Here is a 19,642-nt window from a genome sequence, read left to right on the forward strand (position 1 = left end):
TAGGTAAACCTAACCGATGCAGCAGGAGGCCGTGATGGCAGAGCGTCCGGGACGCAAGCCCCATACCGCCCAGGTGGTACGGACCGAGCGGCTGACCCCGCACATGCAGCGCGTGGTGCTCGGCGGCGAGGGTCTCGCCGGGTTCGCCGCGGACACCTGCACCGACCACTATGTGAAGCTGCTGTTCGGCCCCGCGGGCGTCACCTATCCCGAGCCCTTCGACCTGGAGCGCGTCCGTGCGGAGTTCCCGCGTGAGCAGTGGCCCGTGACCCGGACCTACACCGTGCGCGCCTGGGACCCCGAGCACCGTGAGCTGACCCTGGACTTCGTGATCCACGGTGACGAGGGACTGGCCGGGCCCTGGGCCGTGCGGGCGCGCCCCGGTGAGACCGTGCGCCTCATCGGCCCCGGTGGCGCCTACGCCCCCGACCCGGCCGCCGACTGGCATCTGCTCGCCGGCGACGAGAGCGCGCTGCCCGCGATCGCCCGCACCCTGGAGACACTGCCGGCCGGTTCCCGCGCGCACGCCTTCGTGGAGGTGGCGGGCCCGGACGAGGAGCAGAAGATCGACTCCGATGTGGAGGTCGTCTGGCTCCACCGCGGGAACCGGCCGGTGGGCCAGGCCCTGCTCGAGGCCGTCCGGGCGCTGGAGTTCCCCACGGGCCGGCCGCAGGCCTTCGTGCACGGAGAGGCGGCGTTCGTGAAGGAACTGCGCCGGATGCTCCGGGTCGAACTGCGGATCCCGCGCGAGGATCTGTCGATCTCCGGTTACTGGCGTCTCGGCCACAACGAGGACGGCTGGCAGGCCGCCAAGCGGGAGTGGAACGCCCGCGTCGAGGCCGAGCAGGAGAGCGGCGACGCGGCGGCCGCCTGAGCCGGCAGCCGGGCGGGACGGCTCGTCCCGGTCGGCCCGCGGCCGGAGGTGAACCGGTCCTCCCCCGCGCTCGTACCCTTGGCCTCGTGAGACGCCGTACCCCGCCCCCACCCGCCCCGCTTCCCCAGCGCCACGGCGTCGACCCGGTACGGGTGCGGCTGCCGCACGGCGGGACATGGGCGACCGTTCGGGAACACCTCGTGGCACGGCTGACGGGCGCCGGACCCGGGACCGTCGAGGCCATGTTCGACGCGGGGCTCTTCGTCGGCGCCGACGGGCGCGCGGTCGACGCGCGAGCGCCCTACCGGCCGGGCATGTTCGTGTGGTTCCACCGGGAGTTGCCGGCCGAGCCTCCGGTGCCCTTCCCGCTGGAGGTGGTGCATCGTGACGAGCACATCGTCGTGGCCGACAAGCCGCACTTCCTCGCGACCACCCCGCGCGGCTCGCACGTCACCCAGACCGCGCTGGCCCGGCTCCGCGACGAGCTGGGTGTTCCGGCGCTGACCGCCGCGCACCGGCTGGACCGGCTCACCGCCGGTCTGGTGCTGTTCACGGTGCGGCCCGAGGAACGCGGCGCCTACCAGACGCTGTTCCGGGACCGGCGGGTACACAAGGAGTACGAGGCGGTGGCGCCGTACGATCCCGCGCTCGCCCTGCCCCGTACCGTACGCAGCCGCATCGTGAAGGAGCGCGGAGTGCAGGCCGCGCGGGAGGTCGAGGGCGAGCCGAACGCGGTGACCCGGGTGGAGCTGGCCGGGCACCGGGACGGTCTGGGCCGGTACCGGCTCCTGCCGGAGACCGGGCAGACGCATCAGCTCCGGGTGCATCTGAACGCGCTGGGCGTGCCCGTCCTCGGCGACCCGCTGTACCCGGAGGTGACCGCTGCGGTAGCGCCGGGGGACTTCCGGCGTCCGCTGCAACTGCTCGCCCGGAGGCTGGAGTTCACCGACCCGGTCACCGGGGCCCGGCGCGCCTTCGCCAGCGGGCGGACCCTGTCGGCCTGGTCCTGCCCGGCCGGGTGGGCCGGGCAGGAGCCGTAGCGGTCCCGCTCACCTCCCGCGGGACCGGTCGCTCACTCCCCGCGCCACCAGCCCAGCAGCCGCTGCCACAGGTTCTCCCGGCGGGGCGGTTGCGGCGGCGCGGGCACGGGGGCGGAGGCCGGGGCGGGAGCCGGCGGCCGGGGTTCGGCGGCGGGGGCCGATGTGAGCGGCGGGGTGACGGCGGGCGGGGCGGAGCGCTGCGGTGGCACGGTCGACGGACCGGGCGGCAGGCTCACGTCCTGCTGTGCCTTGGGCTCGAAGCGCACCGGCAGCGACACCAGATGCCGGGAGGCGATCGACGAGCGCCAGCACAGCTCCTCCTCGGCGCAGTCGAGCTGGACGTCCGGCAGCCGCATCAGCAGCGCGTCCACACCGACGTCGGCGATGGCCCGGCCGATGTCCTGTCCGGGGCACTCGTGCGGGCCGCCGCCGAACGCCAGGTGGGACCGGTTGCCCTGCATACCGGCGGAGAGGTCGGGGCGCACCCTGGGATCGACGTTTCCCGGGGCGGGCGCGAAGAGCAACCCGTCGCCCCGGCGGATGCGCCGCCCGCCCAGTTCCGTGTCCTGCTTGGCGAAGTAGCCCAAGACGGTGCTGAACGGCGGCTCGTCCCACAGCGACTGCTCGATGGCCTCCGGCACCGTCATCTGGCCGCCGTTGAGCTGGGCCCGGAAGCCCGGCTCGGTGAGCACCATGCGCAGCGCGTTGGCGAGCAGGTTGGCGGTGGCCTCGTAGGCGGCGAACAGGACGAGGCGCAGGTGCTCGCGGACCTCGTCGTCGGTGAGTCCCGCCGGGTGGGCGATGAGGTGGCTGGTGAAGTCGTCCTCGGGGCGGGCCCGGCGGCGGGCGGTGAGCCGGCCGAGCGCCTCCATGACGTAGGCGTGGCTCTGGATGGCGGTCTCGGTGCCCTTGAGCGCGTCACGGGCGGCCTGCACCATCCGGTCGTCGTACTCCTCGGGCATGCCGAGGATCTCGCACATCACGGCCATCGGCAGGTGCTCGGCGAACTGGGAGACCAGGTCGGCCCGGCCGCGCTCGCAGAAGTCGTTGACCAGGGCCTGGGTGGAGCGGCCGATGTGGCGGCGCAGGCCGCGGTGGTCGATGGGCGCCATGGCGCCGGTGACCGCCGCGCGCAGCCGCTGGTGCTCGTCGCCCTCGGCGTGCGAGCAGATGGGCTGCCAGGCGATGTGCGGCATGAGCGGGTGGTCGGGCTTGACCCCGTGCTGGAGCAGCGGGGACCAGATCCGGCTGTCGCGGGTGTACTGGGAGGGGCTGCGCACCAGTTGCAGGTTCTCGGCGTGGCCGAGGACCACCCACATCGGTACGTCGTCGTGGAGCAGCACGGGCGCCACGGCGCCGTGCAGTTCCCGCAGGTGCTCGTAGAGGTCGCCCAGGTCGGTGGCGTCGGGGCCGTGGATGCGGTGCGCCTCGCCGGGGCCGAGGCCGTGCGCCGGGCAGCCGGGCGGCGCGCCGGGGGTGGGGTCGGTGCCGGTCAGGGACTGGGGTTCAGGCGTCACGGTGCAGCTCCGGAACGGATGGTGTGGGGGTCGGGGCGGGTAGGGGTCAGCGGAGGACGCCGGACAGGGCCAGGGAGTGCAGGAAGCGCATCAGGGTCATCAGCACGTCCTTGCTGGAGGCCCGACGGCGCACGTCGCAGTCGATGATCGGGATCTCCGGGGCCAGGTCCAGGGCGGTGCGCAGTTCCTCGATCGGGTAACGGGGCGCGTCCGGGAAGGTGTTGACGGCGACGACGAAGGGCACGCCGCGTTCCTCGAGCCGTCCCATGACGTCGAAGCTCACTTCCAGGCGCCGGGTGTCGACCAGGACGACCGCGCCGAGGGCTCCTTCGAACAGGCCGTTCCACAGGAACCAGAAGCGCTCCTGGCCGGGGGTGCCGAAGAGGTAGAGCACCAGCTTGTCGGTGATGCCGATGCGGCCGAAGTCCATCGCCACGGTCGTGGCCGTCTTGGTGTCCGAGCCGTAGTTGTCGTCGACCCCGATGCCGGCCTGGGTCATGGTCTCCTCGGTGGTCAGCGGCCTGATGTCGCTGACGGAGCCGACCATGGTGGTCTTGCCGACACCGAACCCGCCCACGATCACGATCTTCACCGCGGCCTGGGCCGTCTGCGGCAGATGGTCCTCGGTGCGTGGGCCGGGGATGGTGTCAGAGCCGTTGAAGTCCATGCATCACCGCTTCGAGGAGTGAACGGTCGGGGAGCGCCTGGCGGACGATCGGGGCGCGCGCCTGCACCAGTTCGGCCGTGATCAGCTCGGTGAGCAGGACGGTCGTCGCGCTGAACGGCAGACTGAGGTAGGCCGAGAGTTCGGCCACGGACAACGGTGCGGTGCAGAGCCTGAGCACCGCCGCCTGCTCGGGGGAGGCGGAAGGTGTCGGCGCGCGGTGCGCCACGATCAGCGTCACCAGGTCGAGTTCGGCCCGGGCGCCGTCGGCGGAGCCGGCGATGGTGTACAGCCGCTCGGGATTGCGGGGCCGCTCGGGACCGTCCGCCGCGTGCGCGGGCGGCGGGGGCGGCGGGGGCGAGGGCAGTTGCGGTGGCCGGCGGCGCTTGCGTCGCGGAGGAGTCATACGGTCTGCCCGTTCCGCCGGGGCGGGCTCGTCAGGTGGGTGCCGATCCGGACGACGAGGTCGCGCATCATGCCGCTCATCCGGCCCGGCTCGCAGGTCACGTCGGCGAGCACCGCGAGGAAGGCGTTGGCGCCGGCGTTCATGAGGTAGAAGTAGCCGCCGTCGATCTCGATGACGACGAGCTTCATGTCACCGCTGCCCTCGATCTCCTGGGTGATGGCGCCGGCCAGGCTCTGCAGCCCCGCGCAGGCCGCGGCCACCCGGTCGGCGGTGTCGGGGTCGCCGCCGTGGCGGGCGATGCGCAGTCCGTCGGCGGAGAGGACCACGATCATCTGGATGCCCGGGACGCCGTCGTTGAGCTGCTTGAGCATCCAGTCGATGTTGCCTCGCTGCTGGATCACTTGGGGTTCCCCTCGTCGTCGGCCTCGATGGGGCCTGCCGAATCGTCGATCAGGTGCAGGTAAGCGGTCGGGTTCCTGGTGAAGTCGGTCAGCTCGGCCGCGGTGGCGCCCTCGGGCATGCCCTTCTTCAGGCCGTCCCAGAAGGCGTCCACCCACATGCCCGGCGGCCGGTCCTTCAGTTTCTGGAGTTCGGGGTCGGTCTCGGGCCCGGGTTCCGGTTCGGGTGCCGGCTGGGACCAGAGGGTGGGCCTGCCCTCGCGCTCGGCCTGCTCGATGGCGGCCTGTTCGGCGATCCGCCGGCTCAGCGGTGTCTTCACCCGGCTGCGGCGCTGCGGCAGGCCGCCGGCGGTCCACTCGGTGACCTCGGGGACGTCGTCCTCCATGGAGATCCCGGCGGGGATGCGGGGGCTGGTGGGCCGCCGCTTCTTGGGCGGGCGCTTGGGGCCCTCCAGGGCGCCGAGTTCGGGCAGGGGCACGGCGGTGGCACCGATGCCGTGGGCGGCGCCGACACCGGGCTCCGTGGTCGTCATCACGCGCGGCACGACGAGGATCGCGCGGACGCCGCCGTAGGCGGAGGCGCGCAGCGAGACCTGCATGTCGAACGCCTTGCAGAGCCGGCCGACGACGGCGAGGCCCAGGCGCGGGCTGTCCCCCAGGTTGTGGGCGTCGTCGGCCGCCATGGCGTCGGTGATCGCCTTCTCGATGCGGGCCCGGGACTCCTCGCTGAGGCTGACACCGGCGTCCTCGATCTCGATGGCGAGGCCGGTCTGCACCTCGACGGCGGTGACGTGCACCTTGGTCGACGGCGGCGAGTAGCGGGTGGCGTTGTCGAGCAGCTCGGCGGCGGCGTGGATGATGGGCTCCACGGCGGTGCCCTTGATGTTGATGTTGACGATGGAGTTCAGGTCGATGCGCCGGTACTCCAGGATCCGGGACATCGCGCCGCGCAGAACACTGTAGAGCGACACGGGCAGGGGCCACTGGCGGCCGGGCCGGCCGCCGCCGAGCACGGAGATGGAGTCGGCGAGGCGGCCGATCAGCGCGGTGCCGTGGTCGATGCGCAGCAGGTCGTCGAAGACCTCGGGGTTGCGGCCGTGGTCCTCCTCCATCTCCCGCAGTTCGCTGGCCTGCTGGTGGACGATGGCCTGGACGCGGCGCGCGATGCTGACGAAGGAGCGCTCGGTGGCGTCGCGCATCGAGATCTCGTGGTCGGCGCCGCGCAGTGCCGTGTGCAGCAGCGTCCGCTGCGAGTCGGGCAGGTGGCGCAGCTCGGGGTCGTTGTCGACGACCTTGCGCATCACCTCCCGCAGCGGTTCTCCTGCGCGCAGGTGGAGCAGCGCGGTGGGCAGTACCCGGGTGCCGAGCCGGACGATCTCCGCGTCGTGGGTGGCGAGGCGGTGCTCCAGATACGCGGTGTGACGGGCGTGCTCGGCCCGGGTCTCGCGGAGCACGCGGCTGCGGCGGACGATCTCCGCGGCCAGGGCGAGGATCAGCAGCAGGGCCACGGTCCCGCAGCCGACGACGGCGATCCGGGCCGAGGCCGGAACCAGGGCGGCAGCGGCCCCGGTCGCCCCTGCCATCACTATGGCCGGCGGCAACAACACGCGAGCGAAGGGAAGTTCACGGCCACCGGGGGGCTTTCGAACACTCACCATGGATGCCTTCTGATGACGAGTCGGCTGGGTGTCGGGGATGCTTGCGCGGGGAAGGTTCACGGAACTACCGGGACCTTCCGCATGTTTGGGGGCAGACGCCCGAATTTGCTCAACTCGGCGCGTCGCGGGCGAGCTTAGTCCGACCGGATCATCGCCGTGTCATATTCGGCAAGCACCTGATTCCACCCGCGCAACAGGAGTACTCTCAGCTCCATTTGCACACTGCGCACTTGTTCGAACACCTTCAGTTACGACGCACAAGCATGCGAAACCCGCTCACCGTGACGGGTGAACGGGGGCGGCAGGCAGCGCGGGGCGCGGCCGGCCGGGGCCGGGCGCGCCCCGCTCGGGCTCAGCCCACCGACGAGTAGGCCACCACACCCCGCAGGAGCTGGTCCACGGCCTTGCGCGCGGCCTTCGCCACGGTCGAGCCCTCGATGGGCGCGGCGGCGGAGATCTGCCCGAGGACGTCGATCACCTGCTTGCACCAGCGCACGAAGTCGCCCGCCGGCATCTCCGCCTCGCGCAGCACCTCGTCGAGCCCCTTGCCGGAGGCCCACATGTAGGCGGCCCAGGCGAAGCCGAGGTCCGGCTCGCGCTGGCCCACGCCCTCGGTCTGGCTGATCCGGAACTCCTCCTCGACGGCGTCCAGCCGGCCCCAGATCCGGACCATCTCCCCGAGGGCGGCCTTCGCCCTGCCCGAGGGCAGCTTGGGCGCCATCGCGTCGTCACCGACCCGGGCCTCGTACACCAGCGCCGAGACACAGGCGGCGAGTTCGGCCGGGGCGAGCTCCTCCCAGACGCCCTCGCGCAGGCATTCGCTCGCCAGCAGGTCCAGTTCGCCGTAGAGCCGGGCCAGGCGCCGGCCGTGCTCGGTGACCTCGTCCCCGCGCAGGTAGTCGAGTTCGGTGAGGAGCGCCACGATCCGGTCGAAGGTGCGCGCGATGGTGTTCGTGCGGCCCTCGATCCGGCGTTCGAGCTGCGAGGTGTCGCGCAGCAGGCGGTGGTAGCGCTCGGCCCAGCGGGCGTGGTCCTCGCGATCGTCGCAGCCGTGGCAGGGGTGGGCGCGGATCGCCGTGCGCAGCCGGGTGATCTCCCGGTCGTCGGCGGCCTGCGAACGCTTCTTGCGGGCCCGCTCCGGCGGGACGTGCCCGGCCTTGGCGCGCAGCGCCGAGGCGAGGTCCCGGCGGGACTGCGGGGAGCGCGGATTGAAGGACTTCGGGATCCGCATCCGGTCCAGCGGTTCGACCGGCACCGGGAAGTCCATCGACGCCAGCCGCTTGACCTGACGTTCGGCCGTCAGCACCAGGGGGCGCGGACCGTCGTGGTGGTCGAAGCCCCGGTGGCCGTTGGAACGTCCGGCGGGCAGACCCGGGTCCAGCACCAGGGCGAGGCCCGCGTACTTGCCGGTGGGCACGTGGATGACGTCGCCCGGCTTGAGCCTCTCCAGGGCGACGGCGGCCTCGGCACGCCGCTGGCCGGCGCCCTGCCGGGCCAGTTCGGTCTCCCGGTCCTTCAGCTCGCGGCGCAGCCGGGCGTACTCCTCGAAGTCGCCCAGATGGCAGGTCATGGACGCCTTGTAGCCGTCCAGGCCCTCCTCGTTGCGCTGCACCTGCCGGGAGATCCCGACGACCGACTTGTCGGCCTGGAACTGCGCGAAGGAGGTCTCCAGCAGCTCACGGGAGCGGTGCCGGCCGAACTGCTCGACCAGGTTGACCGCCATGTTGTACGACGGCTTGAAGCTGGAGCGCAGCGGGTAGGTGCGCGTGCCGGCGAGGCCGGCCAGGTGCTCCGGGCTCATGCCGCGCTGCCACAGCACGACCGCGTGGCCCTCGACGTCGATGCCCCGGCGGCCGGCCCGTCCGGTGAGCTGCGTGTACTCGCCGGGCGTGATGTCGGCGTGCTGCTCGCCGTTCCACTTGACCAGCTTCTCCAGCACCACCGAACGGGCGGGCATGTTGATGCCGAGCGCGAGCGTCTCGGTCGCGAACACGGCCTTGACCAGTCCGCGGACGAACAGCTCCTCCACGACCTCCTTGAAGGTCGGCAGCATGCCCGCGTGGTGGGCGGCGATGCCGCGCTCCAGGCCCTCCAGCCACTCGTAGTACCCGAGGACGTGCAGGTCCTCCGGAGGGATGGCGGCGGTGCGCTCCTCGACGAGGGCCCGCACCTGTGCGCGGGCCTCGTCGTCGTTCAGCCTGAGGCCCGCGTACAGGCACTGCTGGACGGCGGCCTCGCACGCGGCCCGGCTGAAGATGAAGGTGATGGCGGGCAGCAGGCCCTCGGCGTCGAGCCGCTCGATGACCTCGGGCCGGCCCGGCGTCCACACCCGGGAGCGCTGTCTGCGCTCCCGCTCCCGGTCGGCCTCGCGCATCACGCGCCCGCGCCGCCGGTCCTGGTACGAGGGCCGGCTCGCCTCCATGCGGGCGAGCCGGGCGAGGTCGGGGTTGACGGCCCTCTTGTGGCCCTCCCCCTCCTCGAACAGGTCGTACATCCGGCGTCCGGCGAGCACGTGCTGGAACAGCGGCACGGGCCGGTGCTCGGAGACGATCACCTCGGTGTCGCCGCGGACCGTGTCCAGCCAGTCACCGAACTCCTCGGCGTTGGACACGGTCGCCGAGAGCGACACCAGGGTCACCGACTCGGGCAGGTGGATGATCACTTCCTCCCAGACGGCGCCACGGAAGCGGTCGGAGAGGTAGTGCACCTCGTCCATGACCACGTGGCCCAGGCCGAGGAGGGTCTGCGAGCCGGCGTACAGCATGTTCCGCAGCACCTCGGTGGTCATCACGACCACCGGGGCGTCGGAGTTCACGCTGTTGTCGCCGGTGAGCAGGCCGACCCTGGCCGCGCCGTAGCGGCGGCACAGGTCGGCGTACTTCTGGTTGGACAGCGCCTTGATGGGGGTGGTGTAGAAGCACTTCTTGCCCTGCAGCAGGGCGAGGTGGACGGCGAACTCGCCCACGATCGTCTTGCCCGAGCCGGTGGGGGCGGCCACCAGCACGCCCTTCCCCGCCTCGAGCGCCTGGCAGGCCTCGATCTGGAAGGGGTCGAGGCCGAAGTCGTACATCTCGCGGAAGGACGCGAGCGCGGTGGCCTGCTCGGCTGCCCGCAGGCGGGCGGCCGCGTACCGCTCGGCCGGTGAGAGGTCCTCTGTCATCGTGCTTTCGAGCGTACCGGGCCCCGCTGACAACAGGACGATCATTATCCCGATCGTGCGCTGAGCGGCAGTGGATCTCGCGGCGGCGACCGGCGACGAGTGGCCCCCGTCCCCGACGGGCGGGAACGGCGAGTGCCCCCGTCCTCGGGGACGGGGGCACCGGCGGCGGGGCGGAGGGCTCAGGTCACGTCGTCGAAGCCGTTGATCCGCTCCGTGGTCGTCCGGTCGGGCACCGCGCGCGCGGCCGGGACGGGCTGGACCTCGCCGACGTCCTCGGGGGTCAGGTCCAGCTCGGAGGCCTCGTCGTCGGCGGGTCCGGCGGCCTCGCGTCGGCGCCTGCGCTTGTCGTTGAGCAGGGAGAACCCGACGGCGCCGAAGTACAGCACCCAGATCGGTCCGGCGAGAGCCAGCATGGAGAGCGGGTCGGTGCTCGGCGTCGCGACGGCCGCGAAGACCGTGATGCCGAGGATCATCGCGCGCCACCAGCCGAGCATCCGGCCGCCGCTCAGCACTCCGGTGAGGTTGAGCATGACCAGCAGCAGGGGCAGCTCGAAGGAGAGGCCGAAGACGATCACCATGCGGGTGACGAGCTGGAGCAGGTCGTCCAGCGGCAGGAGGTTCCTGATGGCGCCGTTCGGGGTGAAGTCGATCAGCACCTTGGCGGTGGTGGGCAGCACCTTGTAGGCGAAGAAGGCGCCGGCGAAGAACAGCGGGGCGCCGGTGAAGACGAACGCGTAGGCGTACTTCTTCTCGTGCCGGTGCAGGCCGGGCGCGACGAAGGCCCAGAGCTGGTAGAGCCAGACCGGCGAGGCGAGGACGACGCCCGCCATCAGCGAGACCTGCAGTGCCAGCGTGAACGGGGCGAGAAGCCCGTTGATGGTGATCTCCGCGCACTGGTGATCGGCCGAGGACTTCGCCAGCTGCTCGAAGCTCTCCTGACAGCCCACCGAGTCGAGGATCGGCTTGGTCAGGAAGTTGATGATGTCGTTGTAGAAGAAGGCGGCGACGATCGTCACGACGACGATGGCCAGCATGGCCTTCGCGAGCCGGTTGCGGAGCTCACGAAGATGATCCGCGAGCGGCATCCGCCCCTCGGGATCTCTCTCCTTCTTGCGGGCAGGCTTGAGCAACCCACGTCCTCATCTCGTGCGGCGGGCCGGACTGGGCCGGCCCTGCGTCAGCGCTGGGTGGTGTCCGACGGCTCGTTGACCGGCCGGGAGCTGGTCACGTCGCCGGGGGACGCCTGGATGGTGCGCTGGGACGCGGGCTGCTCGTTGGAGCCGGGCGCCGGGGCCGAGGTGCCGCCCTCCTCCTTCATCGCCTTGGCCTCACTCTTGAGGATGCGCGCGGACTTGCCGAGCGAGCGCGCCATGTCCGGAAGCTTCTTCGCGCCGAACAGCAGGACGATGACGACGAGGATGAGAATGATCTCGGGGGCTCCGAGCCGTCCGAACATAAGTCATTACCTTCTCACCGAGGCGACTGGGTGGATGCTGTCCGACCAGTCGGACGGATGTCCGAGCGATCGTGCTGCCAGCGATCGTAACGCTCCGGGGTGAACGTGAGGCAATCCCCGTGCCTACTCCCGGTCCGCGGCACGCGCCTCGTTCTTCGCACCGCGATCAGCAGCGTACCTGCCTCGCCATCCAGCATGACAGGGCGAAGTGCCCCAAACCGCTTCCCTTACCAGACTCTCGGAGTCGTGGCCGTCACAGCGTGTCCGCGGCGCGGGCCGCGCTCGCCGCCGCCCGCTCCAGGTCCTCCGCGGCCCGGTTGATGCGGCGCGCGGAGTCGGCGACCTGGCGGCCCAGACGCCGGGCCTCGAGGAAGACCCGTACCGCGAGCACCCCCAGCACGGCGAGTGTCGGAAAACCCACGGCTACCGCGAACATCGGCCAGAACATGACGTCGACCTTAGACGGTCCTACATCGTGGAGTGCAGCCGCAGGGTGCGGACGCCGCCGCCGGTGAGCAGCTCGACGATCCGCTCCCCCGCGGGCTTGCGCACCGAGGCACCGCAGTCGGGGCAGGTGAAGGAGTAGAACGTGGTCCGGCTCGTGGCGCCTATGGCGAGGCGCAGGGCGCCCGCGCCGAGTTCGAAGCGGCCCCGGCAGTCCGGGCAGCCGGCCCGGAACAGCACCGGGACCGCTCTTCTCATCCCCGCGAAGGCGGACGCCACCGTCATCGGCGCGCCGGCCTCCGCCGGGTCCCTCGTGGCTCGGCCCGCACCGGACATCGCAGACTCGCTCAACGCTCTCGCTCCTGCCTGTCGTCACGCCGGTCGTCGGCACCACCGCGTACCGGCGGGGTGTCCGTGTCGTACGCCGCCAGCGCCTCGCGGGCCGCCCGGCGGGCGCTGTCGGCCAGCTCGGGCGGCGAGACGATCCGGCCGTCGCGGCCGAGGCGCAGGGCCAGCCGCCGCAGCGAGGCCGGATCGGGGGTGCGCAGAGTGATACGCAGCCCGCCGTCGGAAAGCTCATCGGCGCTGTCGTGCGGGTAGTACTCGGCCACCCAGCGGCCGCCGGGACCGACCTCGACGACCACCTCAGGGTCCTCGGCGGCCGGCTGCACCAGGGCCTCGGACAGGTCCCGCAGCTCCATCTCGGGCGGCGCGGACGGCTCGTCCAGGATCCTGATCTCGGCGACCCGGTCCAGCCGGAAGGTGCGGCGCGCCTCGGAGCGGCGGCACCAGGCCTCCACATAGGTGTGGCCGACGCTGACCAGGCGGATGGGGTCGATCTCCCGCTCGGTGATCTCGTCGCGCGCCGGTGAGTAGTAGCGGATCCACAGCCGGCGGCGCTCGGAGATCGCGCGGTCGACGTCGGCGAAGACCCCGCCCTCGGACTCGAAGGTCACCGACAGCCGCGCGCTGGCGCCGGCCGCTTCCCCGGCCGCGGTCTCCACCTTGGCCGTGGCCCGCAGCAGCGCCTGCCGGTCGCCCTCTCTGAGGCCCGGCAGGGTGGACACCGCGCGGGCGGCCACCAGCAGGGCCGTGGCCTCGTCGGCGGCGAGCCGGAGCGGCTCGGCCGCCTCCTCGCCGAGCGCGGCCGGGTTGTGCCACCAGATGCGCTCGCCGTCGGTGTCGATGTCCAGCAGGTCACCGCCGCGGAAGCTGGTGCCGCACATGGGCAGCAGATCGAGGTCGGAGACCAGTTCGTCCTCGGTGATGCCGAAAGCGCGCGCCACGTCCGCGATCCGGGCGCCGGGGCGCTCCCTGAGGTAGGTGACCAGGGAGAGCATCCGCCGGGTCTGGTCGATGGCGTTCACGGGCCTGACCGGTTTGCCTGCCATGGTTGTGCTCCGCTCCCCCTCAGCCCTTGGCCACGGCACGCAGCCGGTCCACCACGTCCGCGCGCAGCTCGGCCGGTTCCACGACCACCGCGTCCGGCCCGAACTCCACCAGCCAGGCGTCCAGTCCGTGCCCGTACGGAATCTCCAACTCGTCCCAGCCGTCCCCGAGTTCCCGGACCGCGGTGGCCTTCGCCCGAAGGGGGTAACCGGAGCCGGAACGCAGCCGGATCAGCGCCGAGCGGTCGGCGATCTCGCCGGCCCAGCCCGCGACGGTCTCGCGCACGGTGACCACGTCGGGCACGGGCGCGGTGAAACCCGTGCCGCGGGAGCGCACCCGGCCGGTGATCCGGGAGAGCCGGAAGACGCGTTCGGCGCCCCGGTCACGGTCGTAGCCCGCCAGGTACCAGTGGCCGCGCCAGCACTCCAGCGCCCAGGGCTCGACGTGCCGGGGCTCGGGGTGGGCGGCGGAGGCCTTGCGGTAGTCGAAGACCACGGGGCGGCGGTCGCGGCAGGCCAGCATCAGCGGTTCGAAGGCGGCCTCGTGCACCGGGATGCGCGGCTCCAGGGCGCCGTGCGCCTCGTAGGGGTCGACGTCCTCCGGGAGCCCGGCGGCGCGCAGCTTCTGCAGGGCTCCGCTGGCCGCGCCGGCCAGCCGGGCCTGCTGCCAGACCTTGGCCGCCAGGCCCAGGGCGGCGGCCTCCTCGGCGTCCAGGGTGATGGCGGGCAGCCGGTTGCTGTCCCGGCGGGCGAGGTAACCGACCTCGCCGTCGAGGTTCTCCACGGTCTCGATGACCAGGCCCAGCTCGCGCAGGTCGTCCTTGTCGCGTTCGAACATGCGGTTGAAGGAGTCGTCGCTGCCCACCGCGCCCCGCTCCGGTCTGGCGGCCTCGACGTACGCCTCGACGGAGTCGCGCAGCTCGCGCTTGCTGAGCGGCCGGCGTGTGCCGAGCAGGCACAACGCGAGGTTCATCAGCCGCTCGGCCTTGGCAATGGCCATCGACGCCCTTCGCCTTCCCTATGGTGCTTCCGACCGATGACCGTACCGCCCCGGGGTGTCGGGGCAAAAGCCGGAGCGGGGAAGCGAGGCCGTCCTGATCAGCGGCGGTCACGCGAGAAGGGCCCGTGCGAACGGCACGGGCCCTCCTTCGACCAGGTTCGGTCAGCGCTTGGCGACGCCCATGAGATCGCAGACGAAGATCAGCGTCTCGCCCGGGGCGATCCGGCCGCCGCCGGCGCCGCGGTCCCCGTACGCGAGGTGCGCGGGGATGGTGAGCTGGCGGCGGCCGCCCACCTTCATCCCCTGGACGCCCTTGTCCCAGCCCTGGATGACCTGGCCGACGCCGAGCTGGAAGTCCAGCGGGGCGTTGCGGTTCCAGGAGGCGTCGAACTCCTCGCCGGAGGAGAAGGCGACGCCCACGTAGTGGACCTTGACGACGTCGCCCGCTTCGGCGACCTCGCCGGACCCTTCCCAGATGTCCTTGATCTCGAGGTCCGCCGGCGGCTCGCCGCCCGGGAAGTCGATCTCGGGCTTCTCGATGCTCACGTCAAAAGCTCCTGCTTGTGTACGACACGAAACACGGACAGTCTGTCATCCCCGCTGGTCCACCGCCCGCCACGGCGCCGCGGCGGAGCCGGTCACATCGCCGCGAGAATGTCCACCGAGAACACCAGCGTGGCGCCCTTCTTGATGCCGCTGCCGCTCGGCGGGGTGTCGCCGTAGCCCAGGTCCGGCGGTACGACGACCAGGACCCTGCTGCCCACCTTCTTGCCGGTCAGCCCCTGCGACAGCCCCTTGACGACCTGCTGCATCTGCTCCAGCGAGAACTGGCTGAGCCGCCCGGAGTCGTACGTCTGCTGGAACGGTTCGTCGGTGCCCCAGGACACGCCCTTGAACTGGCACAGCACCGCCTGGTTCGCCTCGACCTCGGGACCGTCGCCCTCCAGGACGTAGACGGAGGCCGGCTTCTTCGGCGGGGTGCTCTCCTTGGCCGGCTTGATCTCGGGCGCCTTGCCGTCGGTGTTGGTGCCGACCGTCGGCAGCGCCGGGTCGTCCTGCGGGACCGGCTTGCCGTGGGAGGAGCTCTTGGAGTTGAAGGAGTCGATCAGGTCGATGACGAAGACCAGGGTGTCGGTGCCCTTGATGCCCGCCTGCGCGTTGCCCGAGGTGCCGTAGCCCCAGGTGGGCGGGACAGCGATGAGCACGCGGCTGCCGGTCTTCTTGCCCTGCAGGGCGTACCGCCAGCCGTCGATGAGGCTGCCCTGGGCGAGCTGCATCACCAGCGGGCGGTGGCGGTCGTAGGAGTTGTCGAAGACCTTCGCGGTGCTCCAGATCTGGCCCAGGTAGTTCGCCTCGATGAAGTCGTTCTCCGCGACCGTGCGGCCGCCGCCCGCGATGACCGTCTTGACCGCGAGGTCCTTCGACGGGTCGCCCGGCCCCTTGGCGACGGTCGGCTTCTCGCCGAACCCGGTGCCCGCCGTGATCGCCGGCAGCGGCCCGTCCACGACCTTGGGCGGAGGTACGGAGGACGCCGAGCCCGACGGTGTCGGCGACGCGCCGGCCTTGCTGGACTCGGACTCGTCGTCGCCGCATCCGGCGAGCGTGACCAGTCCTGCGGGTACGGCGGCGAGGAGGAGTGAGCGTCGGCGCACGGGAAGGGCCTCGTAATCGGTCGGTCGATCTTGCGGAATGGCGTGCGCGCAACTCTACGACGCGGGACGGGCGCCGTACGGTGAACGTACGGCGCCCGTGTTGTGTTCCGGCATTTCGGTGCGGAAACACTTGACTCGCGTGGTCTGTCACATTCCGGCGATGAGCTTCTCCACACGGTCGTCCACCGAGCGGAACGGGTCCTTGCACAACACGGTGCGCTGTGCCTGGTCGTTGAGCTTGAGGTGCACCCAGTCGACCGTGAAGTCCCGGCGCTGTTCCTGTGCCCGGCGGATGAAGTCGCCCCGCAGCCGGGCCCGAGTGGTCTGCGGGGGTACCGACTTGCCCTCGAAGATCTTCAAATCGTTGCAGATCCGGGCGGCTTGACCCTTTTTCTCCAGCAGGTAGTAAAGGCCCCGGCGACGGTGGATGTCGTGGTACGCGAGGTCTATCTGGGCGACCCGCGGATGCGACATGGTCATGTTGTGCTTGGCCCGGTACCGCTCGATGAGCTTGTACTTCATGACCCAGTCGATCTCGGTGCCGATGCGGTCCAGTTCCTCGGTCTCGATGGCGTCGAGGGTGCGCCCCCACAGCTCCAGGACCTGCGCGACCGTGCCGGTGCGGATGCCCCGGCGGTCGCAGAAGTCGACGGCCTTGTCGAAGTACTCGCGCTGCACCTCCAGCGCGGAGGCCTCCCGGCCGCTCGCCAGGCGCACCTTGCGCCGGCCGGTGATGTCGTGGCTGACCTCCCGGATCGCCCGGATCGGGTTCTCCAGGGTGAGGTCGCGCATCACGGTGCCCGCCTCGATCATGCGCAGCACCAGGTCGGTCGCGCCGACCTTGAGCAGCATGGTCGTCTCGGACATGTTCGAGTCGCCGACGATGACGTGCAGCCGCCGGTAGCGCTCGGCGTCCGCGTGCGGTTCGTCGCGGGTGTTGATGATGGGCCGGGAGCGGGTCGTCGCCGAGGAGACGCCCTCCCAGATGTGCTCGGCGCGCTGGCTGACGCAGTACACCGCGCCGCGCGGGGTCTGCAGGACCTTGCCCGCGCCGCACAGCAGCTGCCTGGTCACCAGGAACGGGATGAGGATGTCCGCGAGCCGGGAGAACTCCCCGTGCCGGGCCACCAGATAGTTCTCGTGGCAGCCGTAGGAGTTGCCCGCCGAGTCGGTGTTGTTCTTGAAGAGGTAGACGTCGCCCGCGATTCCCTCCTCGTGCAGGCGTCGTTCCGCGTCCACCAGGAGTCCTTCGAGAATGCGCTCGCCGGCCTTGTCGTGGGTGACCAGTTCGGTCACGTTGTCACATTCGGGTGTGGCGTATTCCGGATGCGACCCCACGTCCAGATAGAGCCGGGCGCCGTTTCGCAGAAAGACATTGCTGCTGCGGCCCCATGACACGACACGGCGGAAGAGGTACCGCGCCACCTCGTCAGGAGACAGGCGGCGCTGTCCCCTGAACGTACATGTGACGCCGTACTCGTTCTCCAGCCCGAAAATGCGGCGGTCCATGACTGAACATTACGCCCGATCCCCCGAGCTGAAACGGGGTTCGGCAGCACGATTTGGATCATTTTCCGATGAAGCCGCAACAACCCCGCTCCGCGCGGGAGCTGCGAGGACCCGCCCGGTGGCGAGCAGGACCAGCAGGGACACCGCTCCCGCGGCGCCGGGGACGGCGTATCCCCACAGCGGGCCACCGGCCTGGACCACCGGGCCGGCCAGGCCGGTTCCCAGCGAGGCGCCCACGGTGAACGTCGTCACGAGCCAGGAGAACGCCTCGGTGACGGTGCCGCTCGGCGCGTGCCGGTCGACGATGATGAACGCGCAGGCGATGCAGGGGGCGAGGAACACCCCGGAGACCAGGCTCAGCAGCACCATGGCGACGGCGCCCGGCATCAGCATCAGCGGCAGGTAACAGACCGCCAGAAGGGCCACCAGGACCCGCAGTCGCCGCTCGGGCGCGCCGCTCCAGGCACGCGCGCCGTACAGGGTGCCGCCGATGAGCGCCCCGAGGCCGAGCGCGGCCATCAGCCAGCCGTAGACCGCGTCCCCGCCGTGCGCGTCGGCGTACGGCACCGACGCCACGGTGATGGAGCCGAGCGCGACGCCCACGAACAGGAAGGCGCCCAGCAGCACCAGCAGGCCGGGCGAGCGCAGCGCACCCAGCCAGTGCGCCGCGCGGGGCGCCGAGCGCCACGCGCGCGAGGGCGGCGAGAGGACCACCGAGAGCGCGCCGAGGACCCCGACGGCGTTGAGCACCAGCAGCGCCGCCCGCTCCGACCCCAGCGACACGCACAGCGTCACCAGCAACGGGCCCACGGTGAACATGACTTCCTGGGCGACGGCGTCCATGGCGTACGCGGTGTGCACCTGCTCCTCGCGGCGCAGCACCGCGGGCCACAGGGCCCGCAGGCCGCCCTCCAGCGGCGGGGTGAACAGGCCGGCGGCGGCCACGGCGGCGCAGGCGAGCGGCAGCGGGTCGGTGCCGGAGCACGCGAAGACGGCCATCGCCAGCGCCGACAGGACCGCCGCGGGAAGCTGGACCCGCGGCTGCCCGTACAGGTCCACCAGGCGGCCCAGCACGGGCTGGCCGACGGCGTTGGCGACGCCGTACACGGCGGCGAGGACGCCCGCCAGGCCGTACGAGCCGCCCTCGGCGCGGACGAACAGGACCAGCGCGATCGCGGCGGTCGCGTTGGGCAGCCGGCCCACCAGGGTGCCGGTCAGCAGCCGGGCCGCGTGTCTCGCCCTGAGGATCTCCAGGTATCCCGCGGCCATGTCCCGCCTCCAAGTGTTACGTATAACCCCGCTCGCCATACGTACCATGTGCGCTGTTCACCCGTCCAGACGACCGGATGTGAGCCGCCGGGCCGCGGAGCCCGGCGGCGAGCGACCGCCAGAACAGGAGCAGCCCCGCGGTGGCACGCAGCAGCACCCGCCCGACCAGCCGGGACGTCGCACAGGCGGCCGGGGTCTCCCAGGCGGCCGTCTCCCTCGTGCTCGGCGACAAATGGCGCGGCCGGGTCTCCGAGGCCACCGCCGACCGCGTCCGGGAGGCCGCCCGCGACCTCGGCTACCGGCCGAACCTCGCCGCCCGCAACCTGCGCCTCGGCCGCACCCGCACCGTCCTGCTCGTCGTCCCCGCGCTCACCACCGAGTTCTTCGCCGGTGTCTACACCGGCGCCGCACGCGTCGCCGGCCGGCACGGCTTCGGCGTCGTGCTCTACCCGTCCCCCGAGGGCATCGGCCCCGCCCGCGACCCCTTCGCCTCCGCCCAGTCCGCGCTGGACGGCGTCATCGCCTCCTCCATGGCCGCCGACGCCCTCACCGCCATCCGCGGCGACCAGCTCCCCCTCGTCATGCTCGACAGCGACCCGGACGGCAGCCTGGGCGCCGCCACCGTCAACCTCGACATCGCCGACGGCGTACGACAGGTCACCGAACACCTGCTCGCCCTCGGCCACCGGCACTTCCTGCACCTCGCCGCCGACGTGCCCTCCTGGACCTTCGAGATGCGCGCCCGGGAACTCGCCGCCCGCCTCGCCGCCGAACCCGGGGCACGGGTCCGGACCGCCCCGGCGCCGATCTCCATCGACGGCGCCCGCACCGCCGCCGAGGCCGCGCTGTCCGCACCCGGCCCCCGCCCGACCGCCGTGGTGTGCGACGACGACAAGCTGGCCGCGGGCGCCTGCAAGGCCGTGCGCCGGCTCGGCCTGCGCGTCCCCGACGACGTGTCCGTCACCGGCCTGGACGACCTCGCCCTCGCCACCGCGCTCGACCCCGAACTCACCACCGTCCGACTCGACGCCGAACTGTTCGGGCAGCGCGGCATGGAAGCCCTGCTCGCCGTCCTGGACGACCGTGAACCGCCCGGCGGGGACATCCCCGTCGAACTCGTCGTACGGGGCTCCACGGGCCCGGCGGCCCCCGCCACGCCGTGACCCGGCCCCGCGGGCGGGGCGGCGCCGCACGCCCCCGCACCGGA

General features: G+C 71.9%; 19 protein-coding genes. 3 read left to right on the top strand and 16 right to left on the bottom strand.

Annotated features, from left to right (window positions below):
* Positions 1-34 precede the first annotated feature (34 nt).
* Together MXD57_RS28570 and MXD57_RS28575 are read left to right on the top strand one after the other, a co-directional pair.
* Positions 35-874: a siderophore-interacting protein gene (locus MXD57_RS28570; RefSeq protein ID WP_250405062.1), complete on the top strand. Its 840-nt coding sequence runs from the start codon at positions 35-37 to the stop codon at positions 872-874.
* Positions 875-960: 86 nt separating this feature from the next.
* Positions 961-1,914, top strand: coding sequence for an RluA family pseudouridine synthase (locus MXD57_RS28575; RefSeq protein WP_250405063.1), 954 nt, complete (start codon positions 961-963; stop codon positions 1,912-1,914).
* A 32-nt stretch (positions 1,915-1,946) separates the two neighbouring features.
* Here the strand turns inward: MXD57_RS28575 and MXD57_RS28580 are convergent, their stop codons facing one another.
* The 16 genes from MXD57_RS28580 to MXD57_RS28655 form a co-directional block, all read right to left on the bottom strand.
* The gene (locus MXD57_RS28580; RefSeq protein WP_250405064.1) at positions 1,947-3,431 is read right to left on the bottom strand and encodes a cytochrome P450; all 1,485 of its coding nucleotides are present in this window, start codon (positions 3,429-3,431) and stop codon (positions 1,947-1,949) included.
* Positions 3,432-3,477: 46 nt separating this feature from the next.
* Positions 3,478-4,098, bottom strand: a complete 621-nt coding sequence (locus tag MXD57_RS28585; protein WP_250405065.1) for a GTP-binding protein — start codon at positions 4,096-4,098, stop codon at positions 3,478-3,480.
* Complete coding sequence (locus MXD57_RS28590; RefSeq protein WP_250405066.1) at positions 4,079-4,501, bottom strand: DUF742 domain-containing protein; 423 nt, start codon at positions 4,499-4,501, stop codon at positions 4,079-4,081. The genes MXD57_RS28585 and MXD57_RS28590 overlap by 20 nt, the downstream gene beginning before the upstream one ends.
* Entirely contained in the window at positions 4,498-4,902 is a 405-nt protein-coding gene (locus tag MXD57_RS28595; RefSeq protein ID WP_199209909.1) for a roadblock/LC7 domain-containing protein, read from the bottom strand. Before MXD57_RS28595 ends, MXD57_RS28590 begins: the two co-directional genes overlap by 4 nt.
* A complete protein-coding gene (locus MXD57_RS28600; protein WP_250405067.1) occupies positions 4,899-6,557 on the bottom strand; it encodes a sensor histidine kinase in 1,659 nt (552 codons plus the stop codon). Before MXD57_RS28600 ends, MXD57_RS28595 begins: the two co-directional genes overlap by 4 nt.
* 352 nt (positions 6,558-6,909) lie before the next feature.
* Positions 6,910-9,762 (bottom strand): DEAD/DEAH box helicase, encoded by a 2,853-nt coding sequence (locus MXD57_RS28605; protein WP_250405068.1) that lies wholly within the window; start codon positions 9,760-9,762, stop codon positions 6,910-6,912.
* Between the two features lie 134 nt (positions 9,763-9,896).
* Positions 9,897-10,847 (bottom strand): twin-arginine translocase subunit TatC, encoded by a 951-nt coding sequence (tatC, locus tag MXD57_RS28610; RefSeq protein WP_250405069.1) that lies wholly within the window; start codon positions 10,845-10,847, stop codon positions 9,897-9,899.
* Positions 10,848-10,894: 47 nt separating this feature from the next.
* Positions 10,895-11,173 carry a Sec-independent protein translocase subunit TatA gene (gene tatA, locus MXD57_RS28615; RefSeq protein ID WP_250405070.1) on the bottom strand — a complete coding sequence of 93 codons (279 nt, stop codon included), beginning with the start codon at positions 11,171-11,173 and terminating at the stop codon, positions 10,895-10,897.
* Positions 11,174-11,426: 253 nt separating this feature from the next.
* Positions 11,427-11,621, bottom strand: coding sequence for a hypothetical protein (locus MXD57_RS28620; protein ID WP_250405071.1), 195 nt, complete (start codon positions 11,619-11,621; stop codon positions 11,427-11,429).
* Between the two features lie 20 nt (positions 11,622-11,641).
* Positions 11,642-11,953, bottom strand: coding sequence for a hypothetical protein (locus MXD57_RS28625; protein ID WP_250405079.1), 312 nt, complete (start codon positions 11,951-11,953; stop codon positions 11,642-11,644).
* An 11-nt stretch (positions 11,954-11,964) separates the two neighbouring features.
* Positions 11,965-13,008 carry a helix-turn-helix transcriptional regulator gene (locus MXD57_RS28630; RefSeq protein ID WP_250405072.1) on the bottom strand — a complete coding sequence of 348 codons (1,044 nt, stop codon included), beginning with the start codon at positions 13,006-13,008 and terminating at the stop codon, positions 11,965-11,967.
* A gap of 19 nt (positions 13,009-13,027) precedes the next feature.
* On the bottom strand, positions 13,028-14,005 hold the full coding sequence (locus MXD57_RS28635; protein ID WP_250405073.1) for a helix-turn-helix transcriptional regulator: 978 nt from the start codon (positions 14,003-14,005) through the stop codon (positions 13,028-13,030).
* Between the two features lie 162 nt (positions 14,006-14,167).
* On the bottom strand, positions 14,168-14,551 hold the full coding sequence (locus tag MXD57_RS28640) for an FKBP-type peptidyl-prolyl cis-trans isomerase (RefSeq protein WP_250405074.1): 384 nt from the start codon (positions 14,549-14,551) through the stop codon (positions 14,168-14,170).
* Between the two features lie 92 nt (positions 14,552-14,643).
* Positions 14,644-15,657 (bottom strand): FKBP-type peptidyl-prolyl cis-trans isomerase, encoded by a 1,014-nt coding sequence (locus MXD57_RS28645; RefSeq protein WP_250405075.1) that lies wholly within the window; start codon positions 15,655-15,657, stop codon positions 14,644-14,646.
* A gap of 147 nt (positions 15,658-15,804) precedes the next feature.
* Complete coding sequence (gene pafA / locus MXD57_RS28650; RefSeq protein WP_073899688.1) at positions 15,805-17,166, bottom strand: Pup--protein ligase; 1,362 nt, start codon at positions 17,164-17,166, stop codon at positions 15,805-15,807.
* 9 nt (positions 17,167-17,175) lie between these two features.
* The gene (locus MXD57_RS28655) at positions 17,176-18,435 is read right to left on the bottom strand and encodes an MFS transporter (protein WP_250405076.1); all 1,260 of its coding nucleotides are present in this window, start codon (positions 18,433-18,435) and stop codon (positions 17,176-17,178) included.
* Between the two features lie 140 nt (positions 18,436-18,575).
* On the opposite strand from MXD57_RS28655, the gene MXD57_RS28660 reads away from it, so the two are divergent.
* Positions 18,576-19,598, top strand: a complete 1,023-nt coding sequence (locus tag MXD57_RS28660; RefSeq protein WP_250405077.1) for a LacI family DNA-binding transcriptional regulator — start codon at positions 18,576-18,578, stop codon at positions 19,596-19,598.
* The last annotated feature ends 44 nt before the right edge of the window (positions 19,599-19,642 follow it).

The sequence above is a fragment of the Streptomyces cellostaticus genome (genome assembly GCF_023630175.1).
Classification (GTDB): domain Bacteria; phylum Actinomycetota; class Actinomycetes; order Streptomycetales; family Streptomycetaceae; genus Streptomyces; species Streptomyces cellostaticus_A.

Bases quoted from the DNA above. Each gene is read 5' to 3' on its own strand.
- MXD57_RS28570 (WP_250405062.1), top strand. From the start codon at position 35: ATGGCAGAGCGTCCGGGACGCAAGCCCCATACCGCCCAGGTGGTACGG.
- MXD57_RS28585 (WP_250405065.1), bottom strand. From the start codon at position 4,098: ATGGACTTCAACGGCTCTGACACCATCCCCGGCCCACGCACCGAGGAC.
- MXD57_RS28590 (WP_250405066.1), bottom strand. From the start codon at position 4,501: ATGACTCCTCCGCGACGCAAGCGCCGCCGGCCACCGCAACTGCCCTCG.
- MXD57_RS28600 (WP_250405067.1), bottom strand. From the start codon at position 6,557: ATGGTGAGTGTTCGAAAGCCCCCCGGTGGCCGTGAACTTCCCTTCGCT.
- MXD57_RS28605 (WP_250405068.1), bottom strand. From the start codon at position 9,762: ATGATCGTCCTGTTGTCAGCGGGGCCCGGTACGCTCGAAAGCACGATG.
- tatA (WP_250405070.1), bottom strand. From the start codon at position 11,173: ATGTTCGGACGGCTCGGAGCCCCCGAGATCATTCTCATCCTCGTCGTC.
- MXD57_RS28620 (WP_250405071.1), bottom strand. From the start codon at position 11,621: ATGTTCTGGCCGATGTTCGCGGTAGCCGTGGGTTTTCCGACACTCGCC.
- MXD57_RS28625 (WP_250405079.1), bottom strand. From the start codon at position 11,953: ATGTCCGGTGCGGGCCGAGCCACGAGGGACCCGGCGGAGGCCGGCGCG.
- MXD57_RS28630 (WP_250405072.1), bottom strand. From the start codon at position 13,008: ATGGCAGGCAAACCGGTCAGGCCCGTGAACGCCATCGACCAGACCCGG.
- MXD57_RS28635 (WP_250405073.1), bottom strand. From the start codon at position 14,005: ATGGCCATTGCCAAGGCCGAGCGGCTGATGAACCTCGCGTTGTGCCTG.
- pafA (WP_073899688.1), bottom strand. From the start codon at position 17,166: ATGGACCGCCGCATTTTCGGGCTGGAGAACGAGTACGGCGTCACATGT.
- MXD57_RS28655 (WP_250405076.1), bottom strand. From the start codon at position 18,435: ATGGCCGCGGGATACCTGGAGATCCTCAGGGCGAGACACGCGGCCCGG.